12 protein-coding genes are annotated in these 15,523 nt (G+C 72.8%); all 12 read left to right on the top strand.

Features of this window, described 5'->3' with window-relative positions; all coding sequences use genetic code 11:
- Positions 1-27 precede the first annotated feature (27 nt).
- Genes ACZ42A_RS31485 through ACZ42A_RS31430 form a run of 12 tightly spaced genes read left to right on the top strand, consistent with a single transcriptional unit; the run spans position 28 to position 15,522 of the window.
- Positions 28-552, top strand: a complete 525-nt coding sequence (locus ACZ42A_RS31485; protein WP_004003113.1) for a phage tail protein — start codon at positions 28-30, stop codon at positions 550-552.
- A 20-nt stretch (positions 553-572) separates the two neighbouring features.
- The gene (locus tag ACZ42A_RS31480) at positions 573-1,301 is read left to right on the top strand and encodes a T4 family baseplate hub assembly chaperone (protein WP_468530808.1); all 729 of its coding nucleotides are present in this window, start codon (positions 573-575) and stop codon (positions 1,299-1,301) included.
- Positions 1,294-2,031, top strand: a complete 738-nt coding sequence (locus ACZ42A_RS31475) for a hypothetical protein (protein ID WP_468530695.1) — start codon at positions 1,294-1,296, stop codon at positions 2,029-2,031. The genes ACZ42A_RS31480 and ACZ42A_RS31475 overlap by 8 nt, the downstream gene beginning before the upstream one ends.
- A gap of 49 nt (positions 2,032-2,080) precedes the next feature.
- On the top strand, positions 2,081-2,938 hold the full coding sequence (locus ACZ42A_RS31470; protein WP_468530694.1) for a Pvc16 family protein: 858 nt from the start codon (positions 2,081-2,083) through the stop codon (positions 2,936-2,938).
- A 33-nt stretch (positions 2,939-2,971) separates the two neighbouring features.
- Positions 2,972-4,939, top strand: coding sequence for an ATP-binding protein (locus tag ACZ42A_RS31465; RefSeq protein WP_468530807.1), 1,968 nt, complete (start codon positions 2,972-2,974; stop codon positions 4,937-4,939).
- A complete protein-coding gene (locus ACZ42A_RS31460) occupies positions 4,930-5,217 on the top strand; it encodes a hypothetical protein (RefSeq protein WP_468530693.1) in 288 nt (95 codons plus the stop codon). Before ACZ42A_RS31465 ends, ACZ42A_RS31460 begins: the two co-directional genes overlap by 10 nt.
- Positions 5,214-12,053, top strand: a complete 6,840-nt coding sequence (locus ACZ42A_RS31455; protein WP_468530692.1) for an eCIS core domain-containing protein — start codon at positions 5,214-5,216, stop codon at positions 12,051-12,053. Before ACZ42A_RS31460 ends, ACZ42A_RS31455 begins: the two co-directional genes overlap by 4 nt.
- A 9-nt stretch (positions 12,054-12,062) precedes the next feature.
- Entirely contained in the window at positions 12,063-12,764 is a 702-nt protein-coding gene (locus ACZ42A_RS31450) for a hypothetical protein (protein WP_468530691.1), read from the top strand.
- Positions 12,761-13,447, top strand: coding sequence for a hypothetical protein (locus tag ACZ42A_RS31445; protein WP_468530690.1), 687 nt, complete (start codon positions 12,761-12,763; stop codon positions 13,445-13,447). The genes ACZ42A_RS31450 and ACZ42A_RS31445 overlap by 4 nt, the downstream gene beginning before the upstream one ends.
- Before the next feature lie 11 nt (positions 13,448-13,458).
- On the top strand, positions 13,459-13,827 hold the full coding sequence (locus tag ACZ42A_RS31440) for a hypothetical protein (RefSeq protein ID WP_468530689.1): 369 nt from the start codon (positions 13,459-13,461) through the stop codon (positions 13,825-13,827).
- Positions 13,820-14,959: a hypothetical protein gene (locus ACZ42A_RS31435; RefSeq protein WP_468530688.1), complete on the top strand. Its 1,140-nt coding sequence runs from the start codon at positions 13,820-13,822 to the stop codon at positions 14,957-14,959. Before ACZ42A_RS31440 ends, ACZ42A_RS31435 begins: the two co-directional genes overlap by 8 nt.
- Before the next feature lie 26 nt (positions 14,960-14,985).
- Complete coding sequence (locus tag ACZ42A_RS31430) at positions 14,986-15,522, top strand: phage baseplate assembly protein V (protein WP_468530687.1); 537 nt, start codon at positions 14,986-14,988, stop codon at positions 15,520-15,522.
- The last annotated feature ends 1 nt before the right edge of the window (position 15,523 follow it).

The raw sequence follows: 15,523 nt of genomic DNA, 5'->3' as shown, positions 1-15,523 counted from the left end.
CCGCAAGGAATCCGAGGACTGTTTTCGATGGCTGAGTTCACGGTCAACGCCCATCGGTTCGACCCGTACAAGAACTTCAAGTTCCTCGTCCTGTGGGACGGTCGTACGGTCGCCGGCATCAGCAAGATATCCCCGCTGAAGCGGACCACGGAGGTCGTCAAGCACCGCCACGGCGGCGACCCCTCCTCCCCGCGCAAGTCGCCCGGCCGCTCCGAGTTCGAGGGCATCACCCTGGAGCGCGGGGTCACCCACGACCCGGAGTTCGACCGCTGGGCCAACAAGGTCTGGCAGGTCGGCGCCGGACTCGGCTCCGAGGTGTCGCTCGCCGACTTCCGCAAGGACATCGTCATCCAGGTCCTGAACGAGGCCGGCCAGGTCGCCGTCTCGCACAAGCTGTACCGGACCTGGCCCAGCGAGTACCAGGTGCTCGGCGAACTCGACGCCAACGCCAACGCGGTGGCCATCCAGTCGCTGAAGCTGGAGTGCGAGGGCTGGGAGCGGGACTACGAGGTGCCCGAGCCCGAGGAGCCCTCGTTCCTCAACCCGGCCTGAGCGGACCGGATGCGATGACCATGGCGATCACGGGGGCCGCCGGGCTGCTGGCCGCCTGGGAGGCGGGACTCGCCGCACCGCCCGCCGGACGCGCGCTGCTGCTCCACCGCACCGCGCGTCCCGACCTCGACGACGGGGCGCTGCCCGGGCTGCCGGTCGGCGAGCGCGAGGCGGACCTGTTCGCGCTGCGCCGGGCACTGTTCGGGGAGCGGATGCAGGTCCGCCTGGACTGCGCGGAGTGCGGCGCGGACATGGAGTTCGAGCTGGACGCCGGGGAGTTCGCCCGCACCCTGGGCACCCACCCCGACCCGGTCGTCCGGGTCGAACAGGACGGCTGGCGGGTCGAGTTCCGGCTGCCCGGCGTCGCCGACCTCACGGCGGCGGCCCGCACGGCGGATCCCCGGACGGCGCTGCTCGCGCGGTGCCTCGTCACGGCCGAGCACGACGGGCGGGCCGTTGTCGCCGCCGAGCTGCCCGCCTCCGTGCAGCGCCGGATCGCCGAGGCCGTCGAGGCGGCCGACCCGGGCGCCGACGTGACGCTCAACGTGGCCTGCCCCGAGTGCGGGCAGGCCACCCCGGCCGAACTGGACATCGCCTCCTACCTGTGGACCGAACTGGACGCCTGGGCCCGCGACCTGCTCCTCGACGTCCATCTGCTCGCCACCGCCTACGGCTGGAGCGAGCCGGAGATCCTGGCGCTCAGCCCGCTGCGCCGCCGCTACTACCTGGAGCTGTGCGCCGATGTCTGACCTCACGACTCCGCAGGGCGGTGACTTCCTCGACCGGCTGATCGCCCGGCACGCCCCGGTGGCCGGACCCCGTCCGGGTGTGGTGCGGGTACGGCCCCGGCTGCCCGGCCCGTTCGAACGGATCGAGGCGGTACGGGCCCGGGGGGCCGGGGCGGACGAGGAGGACACGCTGGTGTGGCCCACCGCCACGCCCTCGGCCGAGCCGCGTGGCGACACACCGGCGCGCCCGGCCCCGGCCGCCGACCCGGCCCGCCTCCTGGTCGAGCGGGAGCGGACCGTCGTACGCGCCGAACCGGCGCCCGGCGACCCGCGGCCGCTCACCCCGGCCGTGCCCGAGGCGCCGCTGCTGCGGCCCGCGACACCGGTGACGCCCGCCTTCCGGCCGGTGCCGGACGCCGGGCGGCGCACGGCGGGGCGGCCGGAGCGGGCCGCCACCCCGACCGCGGCGTCCGCGCCCATCCCCCCGGGCGCGGACGCCGCTCCCCCCGCGGCCCCGGCCGCCGCCCCGCACCCCCGGGCCGCGGACACGGCCGCCGCCCGGGACGCCGTACGGCAGGCCGCGGTACGGCGTTCGGGGCGGGCGCCCGAGCAGGTGGTGCAGGTGCAGATCGGACGGCTGGAGGTGACGGCGGGGCCGCCGCCGGGCGGCGGCACGTCCCGGCGTACCCCCGCGGAACGCCCGGCCGCGACCGTGAGCCTGGCCGACTACCTGGCCCGGGGGCGCGAGTGAGGCGCACCGCCGAGACCAGCAGGACGAGAGGAACCGAGGAACCGACGTCATGAGCAACGCACTCGCCATCGCCCATGTCACCCAGGCCCTCGCCCTGCTCATCGAGTCCAACGTGGGGCCGGAGTTCGGCGAGGCCGTGAAAGTGGAGCCGCGCAAGCCGCCGGCCGAGCCGCCGGACCACCCGACCGTCAACGTGTTCCTGTACCAGGTCACGCCCAACACCGCGATGCGCGGCAACGACCTGCCCACCCGGGCGTCCGACGGCACGCTGGTGAAGCGCCCCGCCGCCGCGCTCGACCTGCACTACCTGATCAGCGCGTACGGCGACGAGACGGAACTGGTCGGGCAGCGGCTGATCGGCTCGGTGGTGCGGACTCTGCACGAGATACCGGTCCTGCCGAAGGACGTCATCGAACAGGCCGGAGAGCGGCCCTACCTGACGGGGAGCGACCTCGCGGAGGCCGCTCAGCGGGTGCGGTTCACGCCGACGGTGATGGACATCGACGAGACGTCGAAGCTGTGGGGGATGCTCCACCAGACGCCGTACTCCCTGTCGGTGGTTTATCAGGCGTCCCTGATCCTCATCGACGGGCGCGGAACGCCCGTGCCCCGCAAGCCCGTGGAACGCCACGACGTACGGGTGCTGCCGTTCGGCGCGCCGGGGGCGCCGGTCCCTCCGGGAGGCGGCGGGGCCGACTCCGGTACGGCGGCGGAGCGCGCGGAGACGAGGGCGGCGGCGCCGGCGAAGACACCCACGAAGACACCCGCCGAGCCGGCGGCGAAGACACCCACGAAGACACCCGCCAAGGCCGCCGCCAAGGCACCCGCCCGAGGGCGCAGAAGCCCTCGGAAGTCCGCCGAGAGCGGCGGCGGCGCGCGGGGCGACGGCGGGACCAAGGAGAACTGACACAGCATGCGCACGACGGGGGCAGGTGAGGACATGGGGACGACGGACGAGACCGGCACGGGGGACGGGACCGGCGACGGGGCGGCGCTCGGCGCGGAGATCCGCCGCGTCCTGGCGCGCGTCGACGCGCACGCGGCCCGCAGCGCCGACCCGGGCACGCCCCCGCCGGCCGAGGAGCGGGACGTGACGCCCGTACCGCCTGGGGCGGTGCCGCTCGACGCACTCGTCGCCTGCTTCGGCCTCACCTCCTTCGAACGGGACCTCGTCCTGCTCACCGCCGCGCAGGAGGTGGAGCCGACGGCCGCCGCACGCTGCGCCGCCGCGAGCGGCGACCCGGAACGGGCCTACCCCACCTTCTCGCTGGCCCTCGCCGCGCTCGCCGACCCGCACTGGAGCGCGCTCACCCCGGTCGCGCCGCTGCGGCGCTGGCGGATCGTCGAGCCGGCCGACGACACATCCCTGACCACCGCCCGGCTCCGGCTCGACGAGCGGATCCTGCACTTCCTCCTCGGCTCCCCCTACCTGGACGCCCGGCTGCACGGCCGGCTGCGGCGCGCCCCCGTGCCCGGCCGGCTGCCGCCGTCGTACGACCTGGCGGCGGACCGGATCACCGCCGCCTGGACGACCGGCGCCCGCGCCGACATCCCGCCGCTGGTCGAGGTGACCGGCGGCGACCCGCGCAGCCGGGCCGACATCGCCGCCGCGGCGGCCGCCCGCGCCGGGCTCGGCCTGTACGCCATGAACGCCGAGGACATCCCCGCCGACCCGGCCGAACGCGACCGGCTGGCCCGGCTGTGGCAGCGCGAGGCGATCCTGCTGCCGGCCGCGCTGCTGGTCGAGGCGGGCGAGCTGGACCGGGATCAGCGGGCGGCGACCGAGGCGTTCCTGGCCGGGGCCGCCGTACCCGTCGTGGTGTCCGGGCCGGACCCGCTGAGCGCGGAACACCCGCACGGCACCCGGGTGCCGGTGCCGCGCCTGGACGACGAGGAACAACTCGGCGTGTGGGCCGAGGCGTTCACCGAGGTCGGCCTCGACGAGGGCGAACTGCGCTCACTCGTCGCCCAGTTCCAGCTGCCGCCGCACGTCGTACGCGCCGCGGCCGACACCGTACGCCGCGACCTGCCCGGCGAGGACGAGCTGGACGCCGCCGGACTCGCCTGGCGGGCCGGGCTCGAAGAGGCCCGCCTCGGCATGGACGCGCTCGGCCGCCGTATCGAACCCCAGGCGGGCTGGCAGGACCTGGTGCTGCACGAGCGGCAGACCGCCGTGCTGCGCGAGATCGTCGCCCACGTCCGGCAGCGCCCCACCGTCCACCAGGAGTGGGGGTTCGCCGCCACCCTGCGCCGCGGCCTCGGCGTCACCGCGCTGTTCGCGGGCGGCTCGGGCACGGGGAAGACGCTGGCCGCCGAGGTGATGGCGAGGGAACTCGGCCTGGACCTCTTCGTGATCGACCTCTCCCAGGTCGTCAGCAAGTACATCGGCGAGACCGAGAAGAACCTCCGCAAGGTCTTCGACGCCGCAGAACGCGGCGGCGCCCTGCTCCTCTTCGACGAGGCCGACGCGCTCTTCGGCAAGCGCAGCGAGGTCAAGGACAGCCACGACCGCTACGCCAACCTGGAGGTCAGCTATCTGCTGATGCGGATGGAGGCCTACCGGGGCCTCGCCATCCTCACCACCAACATGAAGAAGGCCCTCGACACCGCCTTCCTGCGCCGCATCCGGTTCGTGGTCGACTTCCCCTTCCCGGCGGAACAGGAACGCGCCGAGATCTGGCGCCGGGTGTTGCCGCCGCAGACACCGACGAAGGACCTCGACCCCGCCCTCCTCGCCCGGCTCACCGTCGCGGGCGGCTCGATCCGCAACATCGCCCTGTCCGGGGCGTTCCTCGCCGCCGAGGAGGGCGAGGCGCTGCAGATGCGGCACATGCTGGCCGCGGCGCGCACCGAGTATCTGAAGCTGGAGCGCTCCCTGACGCCGACGGAGGTGCGGGGATGGGTGTGAGCAGGCAGGCACCGGAGCCGCGCGAGATCCGCGTCGAGATCGGCGAACTGGCCCTGGAGGGCTTCCGGGTGGACCCCGACCGCGTCGGCGAGGCCTTCACCCGGGAACTGACCCGGCTGATCGAAAAGCACGGCGTCCCCGCCGACGCCTCCTGGACCGCCGAGGCCCTGACCGGACTCCCGCCGCTGCCCGAGGGGCTGTCCGCACGCCGGCTCGGGCAGGAGCTGGCCCGCGCCGTCCACGAAGGTCTGTCCGGCCACGGGGAGGTGACCCGGTGAGCGACGCCCGGAGCCAGGACGCCCGTGCCGAGCAGTCGGCCGAGCAGCGCCGCCGCAAGCGCAGGGAACGCGCCGCGAAGTCCCGTACGCCCGAACCCAAGGACATCGTCAGCGGCGCCGGCCAGCCGCTGGACCCCGGCATCCGGCGGGAGCTGGAGGAACGCCTCGGTCACGACCTGAGCCGGGTCCGCCTGCACACCGGCCGGGACGCCGGGCGGCTCACCGAACTGCTCGGCGCGGACGCGGTCGCCGTCGGCCAGGACATCTTCTTCCGCGAGGGCATGTTCAGGCCCGGCACGGACGAGGGCCGCCGCCTCCTCGCCCACGAACTCCTGCACACCGTGCAGAACCCGCACGGCCTCGGCGCGTTGAGGGCCGGGCGGGAGCTGGGCGCGGTCAGTCTGCCGCAGCAGCCGATCGAGCGGGAGGCGGAGTCGGCGGCCCGGGAGCTGGTACACGGCCGGGAGCCGGGGCAGGCACCGGTCGAGGTCCGCGAGGACCAGGGGACGCCCGGCTGGCTGCGATACACGACCGTGGACGCCGACCGCCGCCGCATGGAGCAGCTGGATCCCGCGACCGTCGTCGACCGCATGGCCAACACCCTCCTGCGCTCTCTGCGCGGCGACCCCGAGGACCGGTCGGGACGGGTACGGCTGCAACTGGCACGGATGGCCCCGCAGGTGCAGGACATCGTCCTCGACCGACTGGAACAGCGGCTGCCCACCCCCGCCCTCGACCGGCTGCTGGAACTGGTCGAGGAGACCGAGCGGGGACCGCTGCCGCTGGACGCGGCCGGGGCGCCGGGGGCGGTGCCCGGGGCGGCGGAGGAGATCGAGGCGGAACGCGAGCGGGAGACGGCGCGGGAACGCGCGGAGGACGGCACCCGGGAGCGCGAGCCCGAGGGCTCCGAGGGCAAGGGCTCGGAGGGGTCGAAGGACGAGCAGGACCGGCAGGGTGGCCCCGCTCCGGGCGGGGACGCCGAGCAGGAAGGCGCTGAGGGCCGCGACGAGGGCGGCGCGCGGCAGCGGGAGCGGTCGCAGGAGCGGCAGGACGAGCGGGACGCCTCCGGTCGGCAGGCACAGCAGGACGCGGCTGACGAGGGCAGGGACGCGGCCGCGGCCAAGGACGAACAGCGGGCGCAGGACGCTCGCGAGGACGGCGACGAGCGCGAGGAAGCGCCGCGGGACGAGGCCGCGCCAGAACCGGAGAGGCAGGCCGGGGAGCAGGAACCGCGACAGGCCGCCCCGCGGCAGGCGGCCGCACCGGCGCCGGTGGACCGCAGCGGCGCGGAGCCCGGCGAGAAGCCGCGTACCGGTCAGGACGCCGGTGCGGCCCGCATACCGGGCGATCCGGAGAACCGGCAGGACGCCGACGACGAGCCGTTGGGGCTCGAGGAGGAAACGGACGAGGACACCGAGGCGGAGGAGCGCGCCGGGGACGCGGACGACGCGCCTCCCGTCGGCGAGGACACCGCTCCTTCCGGGGACGACGCCTCGGCAGACCCGCTGCTGTTCGAACGGCGTAAGCGGGGTGCGCCCCCCGCTCCGGAGCTGTCGCCGCCCGGCTCCGAACCGGCCGCAGACGAGACGCAGGACGCGACGGAACCCGAGGACGCCCCCGCGCGCACCGACGAGGACGACTCCGAGGACCGGGCGGTACAGGAGCTGGGGGACGTCCTGGCGGACGACGGGACGGAAGGAGACGCCGCGGCCTCGGCGCCCGCTGCCGGCCTGCCCGCGTTGGCCGCCGGCAAGGAGTGGGAGCGGCCGGCGGCGGACGAACGCCGGGAGGACGCCGAGGCGGCGCGCCGCGAGGACGAGGCACGGGCCGCCGACGATGCCGGACCGCAGACCGCAGCGGCTCCCGGTGAGGCCGCCCGACCCGAGGAACTGGCCAAGGCGGGTGAGGACGCGCGGACCCAGGGAGCGGCCTCGGCCGGCGGGACCGCGACCGCCGGTGAGGGCGCGGACTCCTCGGAACGCAAGGAGCGGGAGGCCGGGCGTGACGCGGGCAACACGGCGAAGGGGACGGAACGGCAGGACGGCACGGGAACGGACGGCCAGGGGGACAAGGGCACGGAGCAGGGGTCCGGCAAGGACACCGGGTCGGGCACGGGCTCGGGGTCGGGCACCGGGTCCGACACGGGAACCGGGTCTGGCACGGGAACCGGGTCCGGCACGGGCTCGGACACGGGCGCCGACCGGCCCGGGGACACACCGAATCCCGGAGAGGGCCGTACGGACTCCCCCTCCGGCGACGGAGAGGTCACCGAAGGCAGGGGCCCGGCCACCACACCCGCCCCCCGGACCGGTCAGGACAAGGTCTCCGCGCCGGGACCCGCCAACGCCCCGAAACTGGCTCCGGGCAACGGCCCTTCCTCCGTAGCTCCGGGACCGGAAGCGGGGACCAACCCGCCCAAGGCCGCGGAGGCACCGCGCTCCGGCGGCACCGGCGGTGCGGGGGGCGCGCGCTCCCGCCCGGCCGGCGGCCGGCGCCAGGCTGCCCGCCAGGCCGCGAGGACGGCTTCGCGTCGCGGCGGAGGAGGCGGCGGAGGCCGTACGGCGTCCGCACCGGCACCCGTACGCTCCGGCGGCCGGACCGCCTCCGCCGGCCGGGGCGGGGCCGGGCCGAAGAAGGAGGCCGCCGCCCCCGACGTCTCCAACGCCACCCCCGAGGCGGGACTGGCGACGGCCGCCTCGCTCAAGCCGCACCAGGCCCTGCGGACCCTGAGGGGCGTCGACGGCGCGGTGAGCCGCTCGGTGGACAAGGAGCGCTCGGCGCTGCGCAAGGCGCCGCCGAAGATGCAGCGGCCGTCCGGCTCGCCGCGTATCGTCCCCGGCGGTCCGAAGGCCGCCGCGCCCGGCACGTACACCAACGCCAAGGTCGCCCGCACCGAGGCGACTCCCGGCAAGACGCCCGAGATCACTGGCGAACAGAAGCCGGAAGGTGAGGTTCCGGGCGCGGACGTGCCGGAGCCGAGCTGGTGGGACATCGGGCTCACCATCGGCGCTCAGCTGTTCGGGAAGCTGCTGAAGGAGATCCTGCCGCTCGACGACCTGATCGACTCGATCCTCCAGCTCCCGACGCAGGACGAGGGCCTGCGCAGCGCCCGCGTCGGCGACGCCCCGAGGCTGCCGCTGGAGAACGACTCGGACCCGCAGCGCACCGACGAGCAGAGCCGCAAGCTCGACGAGCGCAGGACCGAGCTGCACACGGCCGGCCGGGAGGACGCGGCCCGCCCGATGGGCGAGGACCAGATCTATCCGGACGTGCCCAAGGAGACCCTGACCGGCAAGGCGACCGCCGGGAAGAAGACCGCGAAAGCGGGCGGCGCCCGGTCGGTGTCCGGGGGCGGGGTGCCGATCGAGTCCGCGTCCGCCGTGGCCGAGCACGACCGCGGCCCGCAGATCCAGGCGGGCTTCGCCGACGGCCGGCAGAAGATGACGCAGGAGCGTCAGGCGAAGGACAAGAAGGCCACGCAGGACCGGCAGAAGCACGACCAGGACCTCCAGCGGGAGGTCACCGCCAGCAGCAGGAAGCAGGCCGACGCCCGAGACAAGGGCCGCTCCGACATCGCCGGCTCCCGCGACAAGTGGCGCAAGGAGCAGGACGACAAGGTCGCGGAGATCGACGGCAAGAAGGGCAAGAAGTACGAGCAGGTCCGCAAGGACATCGACGACAAGCAGGAGCAGACCGACAAGGACGTCGACAAGCGGACCGAGGACGACAACCAGAAGATCGAGGACGAGCAGACCAGAGCCGAACAGGACGCGGAGAAGAAGCAGAACGAAGGCAAGGACGACGCCGACAACTGGCTCGAAGAGGCCATCGAGAAGCTGAAGGAGTTCTTCGAGGAACTCAAGAACGCCATCAAGAGCATCTTCGAGAAGGCCCGTCAGGTCGTCACCGACCTCATCGACAAGTTCAAGCAGCAGGTCTTCAAGCTCATCGACGACGCCCGCAACTGGGTGATCGACCAGATCAACACGTTCGCCGACGCGCTGATCGCCCTCGGCGACGAACTCCTCGCCGACTACCCGGCGATGCGCGACAAGTGGCGCAACACCATCGACGGCGCCCGGGACTGGGCGGTACAGAAGGTCAACGAGGCGGCGGACGCGCTGAAGGAGGTCGCCGGGAAGCTGCTGGACGGGCTGTGCGGGGCCCTGCTGGCCGGACTCGACGTCCTGGAGTCCGGCATGCTGGCCGCCGTCGACATCGCCGAGACCGTCACGGTCGGCGCGCTGGAGTTCGGCGCCGCCGCCGTCGCGGCGCTCGGCGAGTGGGCGGCGATCTTCAACGACATCGTCTCCGACCCGGGCGACTGGATCAGCAAGGCCGGGGCCGCCGCGGAGACGGGGGCCAAGGAGCACCTGTTCCAGGAGATCAAGACCGCGGTCAAGGCCTGGTTCAACCAGAAGGTCCAGGAGATCATCGGCATCCCCGCGGAGGACTTCCAGGAGCTGGTCTCCGGCGGCGTCACCGTCGAGCAGATGGCCCAGATGGCGTGGGACGAGGCGGTGCCGCAACTCCCGTTCATCATCGGTGTGCTGGTGGTGGAGAAGGTCGTCGCCAAGCTGATCCCCGGCGCCGGCTGGGTCATGGCCATCATCGACGCCCTGCAGACGGCGTGGGGCGCGCTGAGCGAGATCCTCGCCGCCTTCGGCCTGTTCATGGACTTCCTGAAGGCGGTCAAGAGCGGCAACGCCGCCCTGCCCTTCGCGAAGGCGGTCGCGGCGGGCGTGGTGGCGCTGCTGGAGCTGGTCTACACGTTCCTGATCGAGGGTGTCGGCCGGTTCATGGGCAAGGTCGCGGACCGGCTCGGCGACATGCTCAAGAACATCCGCAAAAAGAAGGACGAGCCCGGGCAGCCGGACGCGCCGGGCCAGCCGCCATCGCCGAACAAACCGAAGGACGACAAGCCGAAGGACGACGATCCGAAGGACCAGGACCAGGACCAGGACAGGGACAGGTCGGCCGGTTCCCCGGCCCCGCGCAAGCCCTCGCCGGACAAGACGTCCCGTCCTCCGTCCCGGCCTCGCCCCGGCAAGCGTTCCTCCCCGGAGAAGAAGCCGCCGCCCTCGCGCACCACTCGGCCGAAGAAGCGCCGCGACGATGACGAACGCCGTGAGGAGGGCCGCGAGGTGACCGCGGCCAGGCGGCGGGCACGCGATGCGGAGCGCCGTACGCGTGACGAGGACCGGGACGACCGTACGACCACGCGCCGCGGCCCGGCCCGGGACACCCTCCGCAAGGACCGCGACCGGGACCGTGACCGGGACCGCGACCCGAGGCGTACCCGCCCCGACGACGACCGTCGGACGAACGACCGGCGGGACACCGACGACAGGCGCCCCGCGGACAACCGACGCCGCGACGACGACCGCGACCGGGACCGGGACAGGAAGCGGGAACGGCCCCGCCGTCTCCGCCGTGCCCGCCAGACCGTCAAGTCGGCCGCCAACCGCGCCCGGCGCGCGGCCCGCAGGCTCTACGGCAAGGCACGCCGCAGGATCGGCGGCCGTCTGAACGACCGGCTGCGCCGGCTGCGCGACCTGTGGCGGCGCCGCCGGGACCGGCTGCGCGACGACCGGTCCCGGCGCCCGGGCCGTGACCGCCGCCCGGACCGCCGCTCCGGCGGATCGGAGCCGGTCGACCTGCCGAAGGTGCCGTACGTCGACGCGGACGACGGTGAGCGGCACACGCTGACGTACCACGGGCGAGGCCCGCGCGCGCCGCTGTACATCCACAGCACGCCGAAGGAGGTGCCGCCGTTCCTGGACGAGTGGCTCGCCGACCTCGACCGGCCGGAGGCCCAGCAGGACAAGGCCGATCAACTGCGCTACCTGAAGAAGGCGAGGCAGCGGTACGAGGAGTCCCTGGACATCCAGGCCGAACTACCGGTGGAGACGGACAGCAAGAAGAAGAGGCAGGAGGCGAGGAAGAAGAAGAACAGGCTCAAGAACAAGCTGGAGGAGTTCGCCCAGCAGGCCCGCCACCGCCTCTACTACGACATTCCCGAACCGGATTTCCAGCCGTTCGCGAACGTCGATCTGAAGGAGAACGAACGGCGTCCCGAGGAGAACCACGAGTCCCGGTATCTCGGCACGTCCGCCAAGACGGTGTTCGGCGGCCCCGGGGAAGAGGCCCCCGAGGCCGACGACGACCAGCCGCCCGGCTGGGACGACATCACGGACCGGGAGCTGGGCGAGGGCTCCCGCTGGGTCCGGATGCACCTGCTGCCCGAGCGGCTGGGCGGCAAGGCGAGGAACGCCGGCAACAACCTCGTCCCGGCCCGGGGACACTCGACGAACACCGACTTCCGTGACGGGATCGAACTACCCGCCTACCGGGCGATTCCGGACACCTGGACGCTCATCTGGTACCGGTCGGGTGCGAAGTTCGACCACCCCGACTGGCCCCGCCTGCCCAGCTACATCTATGCGCAGTACGGCGGCTACGAGAAGGTCCGCGGTACCGGCAAGGAGCATGACGACTGGGACCGCAAGGAGGGCGGGCCCGTCTTCAGCCGGAGTCCCCAGCCGCTCGCCGACAACGAGAAGACCCGCCTGTCCATCAACAAGATCGGCCGTCCCACCGTCAACAAACGGCTCCTCGACGGCAAGAACGAGACGCTGGCCAGGCTCTTCGTGGACGCCCGCAAGGCCATGCCCACCCCGAAGTTCACCAAGGCCGGCGGAACGGGTCAGGTCAGAGAGGTGCTGAGGAAATTCGCCGAGGAGAAGGGGGTCGCTCTCGGAGAGGACATCGAGATCCTGACCGCCAACTACCGCAAATTCATCGCCGAGGGCGAAGTGGACTGGAGCCTGGAGTAGGGAACCGCCATGACAGGAAACAACGACACGGAATTCCGGTACCCCTTCGAGGAGCGCTGTGCCAAGGCCCTCCGCGAACTCGGCGATGCCCGGGAACTCGCGGTGCGGCGCGCGCAGTTGGATGAGATCCCCTACGGTTTCGAGGACGCCCAGCCCGTCTTCGAGGGCCTGGCCCAGCACGACGACCTGCCGTTCGGCCCGAGCGTCCGCGCGCACTACTTCCGGCATGGCCAGATCGAGGCGCACTGGCGCTCCAGCCGCCCCGGCTCACGGATGGTCGGCGAGTTCCGGCTCGCGCACCTGCTGACCGCCGTCCTCGACCAGCGCCTGGACGTCGTCGCGGAGGGCGAGGACGACCAGGAACGTGCTCTGTACCGGGAACTGCGCTACTTCGACGACACCCCCCGCACCGGCGCCGGCCGCATGGCCCTGCTGCGTGCCACCCCAAAGGCGACGGACCCCGAGATCTGGTTCTTCGACAGCCGTCAGGGCGTCATGCCGATGGAGCTGGACTACGCCGGCTACCTGGACACGCTGCTCATCACCAAGGGCGTGATGGGCTGGCAGTACCTGTACTGCGAGCCGGTGTACTGCGGGCTGGGCTTCGTCTCCAGCGCCGCCGGCCTCAAGGAGATGGCCGAAGTCTTCCCCCGCCTCTTCCCCGATCACGACTACACGGACCTGCGGACCCGTCTGGAGGAGCGGCTGTGACCCGCTACGCCGACATCCCCAAACCCATCCGCTCCGGCATCGTCGTCGTCAACCCCGACACCGGCACCCCGCAGCGCGTCATCGTGCTGCAGTTCAACCCGGACACCCTGGAGCGGAGCGTGTCGCCGCAGTCCGCCGGGGACAGTGGTGACGCCGGAGGCGGCGGTGCCGGCGGCGGGGACCGGAACGAGGCGCTGCGGCTGAAGGGCCCCGCGCAGGAGACCTGGAAGTTCACCGCCGAGATCGACGCCACCGACCAGTTCGAGATCGCCGCGCCCGACGGGATCCATCCGCAGCTGGCCACGCTGGAGATGCTGGTGCAGCCGACCACCGCACAGCTGCGGGCCGCCTCCCGGCTGTCCCAGAAGGGGACCATCGAGATCAGCCCGATCGAGATGCCGCTGACCCTGTTCACCTGGGGCAGCAAGCGGGTCATGCCGGTGCGGCTGACCGAGCTGTCCATCAACGAGTCCGCGTTCGACGTCGCCCTCAATCCGATCCGGGCCTCGCTGAGCATCGGCATGAAGATCCTCACCGTCAGTGACCTGCCGGCCGGGCACCGAGGTGCGGATCTGTATCTCGCGCATCTGGCGCAGAAGGAGCGGCTGGCGGCCGCCGCGCGGGGTGCGGGTCTCGGATCACTCGGGCTCGCCGGAACCGGCGTCGTCACCGGAAGGGGCTGAAGCACACCGCCATGGCCGACATCGAGCCGTACGAGAACGCCCTGGACGCGATACCCGGGGCCCATCCGTATCCGCGGACCAGCCGGTACCACGATGCCGAGATCGGCGTCCACCGGCTGCCCGACGGGACCGAGGTCCGGTACGCCAAGCGGCGGTTGCTGCCGCCGCTCCCGGCGGAGTCGGAGACGCAGCAGCACACCGTGGGCGCCGGGGAGCGGCCCGATCTGCTCGGGCAGCGGTACTTCGGCGACCCAGGGCAGTGGTGGCGGATCGCCGACGCCAATCCCGTACTCGACCCCGACGAGCTGACCGATGAAGCCGGCCGGACCGTTCGGATTCCGCTCGCCGGCGGGTTCGCCCAGGGGGACCGGCGTGTTTGACCTGCCCGTGGGGCAGGGCCCCGTCCACATCACCCTCCTCATGGGGCCCAAGCTGGTCCGGCCCGTGCCCGCCGAGGTCACCGAGGCCCTGCTGTCCGCGCAGATCACCGCGACGGCGGGGGAGCGCAGCGGCTTCCAGCTCGCCTTCGATCTCACCAAGAACGGGATCATCAGCCGGCGGCTGCTGCCCGAGGGGTTCTTCGACCCGAAGACCCGTCTCGTCGTCACCGTCACCGTCAAGGGCACCCCGGACGTGCTCTTCGACGGGCTGGTCGTCCGTCAGGAGGTCGGCGCCAGCAACCAGCCCGGTCACTCCACCCTCACCGTCACCGGGGAAGATCTGACCCTGCTGATGGATCTGGAGGAGCGCACCGCCCGGTATCCCAATCTGCCGCCCTCCGAGCGGGTGCTCGCCATCCTGCGCCGGTACTCCGACTACGGCATCCGCCCCGACGTCTACACCGAGAAGGTCGCCCAGCCCCCGCACCAGGACCTGCGCGTCCATTACCAGACGGGGACCGATCTCCAGTACGTCACCGAACTCGCCCGCGCCAACGGCTACACCTTCTATCTGGAGCCCGGACCCAACCCGGGGCAGTCGTCCGCTCGTTGGGGACCGGAAGTCCGGCTCGGCATCCGCCAGCACGCCCTCAACGTCAACATGGACGCGCACTCGACCGTCGACCAGCTGACGTTCGCGTACGACGGGACGGCACGGGAAGAACCACAGGCCCGCTGGCAGGACCCCGGCACCCGGCAGTCCACCCTGCTGCCGCAGCCGCCGATCAGTCCGCTGCGCCCGCCGCTCGGCAAACGCCCCACCCCGGCCCTCAAGCGCCGCACCCTGTCCGGCACCGCCAAGCAGCAGCGCGGGCAGGCCGAGGCCGAGCTGCTGGCCCGCGCCGCCGTCTCCGCCGACGTCGTCTCCGGCTCCGGCTCGCTCGACGTCAACCGGCACGGCTACATCCTCCAGCCCCGGCAGCTCGTCGGGGTGCGCGGCGCGGGACGGGCGTACGACGGCGACTACTACGTGAAATCCGTGACGCACAACCTGCGCCCGGGCTCGTACCAGCAGAACTTCACCCTCTCCCGCGAGGGCCTGGAGGCGCGCAGCGCCTACGTCCGGCCCTGACCGATCCACCCAGGAGCAGACCAACCATGGCGGCACCCAGCAATCGCTACCTCGGCAAGTTCCGCGGCCGGGTCATCAGCAACGACGACCCGCTGCGCATCGGACGGATCACCGTCGAGGTCCCGGACGTGCTCGGCGACGAGCCGTCGACCTGGGCGCTGCCCTGCCTGCCGTTCGCCGGGCCGCAGGCGGGGCAGTTCGTGGTGCCGCCGCCCGGCACCGGCGTGTGGGTGGAGTTCGAGCAGGGGGATCCCAGCTTCCCCGTGTGGACCGGGTGCTGGTACGGCGCCGCCGGCGAACTGCCGCCCGACGCGCGCGACGCACTCCGGGTGAACGGCCCGCACAAGCCGGTCGTCGTGCAGACGCCGCGGGCGCACAAGATCGTGCTGAACGACGCACCCGGCACCGACCAGGGAATCCTGCTCCAGGCCCAGGACGGGGCGTACATCCGCATCACCCGGGAGGCCGTGGTCATCGCCACCGGCGCGGGCGCGGAAGTCGTACTGCGCGGACGTGAAGTGACCATCAACGAGGGCCAGTTGACCGTGCTCTCGAAGCGATAGA

This window comes from Streptomyces sp. NPDC030838 (genome assembly GCF_055572035.1).
Note: the sequence above shows the minus strand (reverse complement) of the source record. Positions and strands in the feature narration are given on the sequence as shown.

What these genes read in the sequence shown, in the direction of transcription:
- ACZ42A_RS31485 (WP_004003113.1), top strand. Translation starts at nt 28, where the DNA reads ATGGCTGAGTTCACGGTCAACGCCCATCGGTTCGACCCGTACAAGAAC.
- ACZ42A_RS31480 (WP_468530808.1), top strand. Translation starts at nt 573, where the DNA reads ATGGCGATCACGGGGGCCGCCGGGCTGCTGGCCGCCTGGGAGGCGGGA.
- ACZ42A_RS31475 (WP_468530695.1), top strand. Translation starts at nt 1,294, where the DNA reads ATGTCTGACCTCACGACTCCGCAGGGCGGTGACTTCCTCGACCGGCTG.
- ACZ42A_RS31470 (WP_468530694.1), top strand. Translation starts at nt 2,081, where the DNA reads ATGAGCAACGCACTCGCCATCGCCCATGTCACCCAGGCCCTCGCCCTG.
- ACZ42A_RS31465 (WP_468530807.1), top strand. Translation starts at nt 2,972, where the DNA reads ATGGGGACGACGGACGAGACCGGCACGGGGGACGGGACCGGCGACGGG.
- ACZ42A_RS31460 (WP_468530693.1), top strand. Translation starts at nt 4,930, where the DNA reads ATGGGTGTGAGCAGGCAGGCACCGGAGCCGCGCGAGATCCGCGTCGAG.
- ACZ42A_RS31450 (WP_468530691.1), top strand. Translation starts at nt 12,063, where the DNA reads ATGACAGGAAACAACGACACGGAATTCCGGTACCCCTTCGAGGAGCGC.
- ACZ42A_RS31440 (WP_468530689.1), top strand. Translation starts at nt 13,459, where the DNA reads ATGGCCGACATCGAGCCGTACGAGAACGCCCTGGACGCGATACCCGGG.
- ACZ42A_RS31430 (WP_468530687.1), top strand. Translation starts at nt 14,986, where the DNA reads ATGGCGGCACCCAGCAATCGCTACCTCGGCAAGTTCCGCGGCCGGGTC.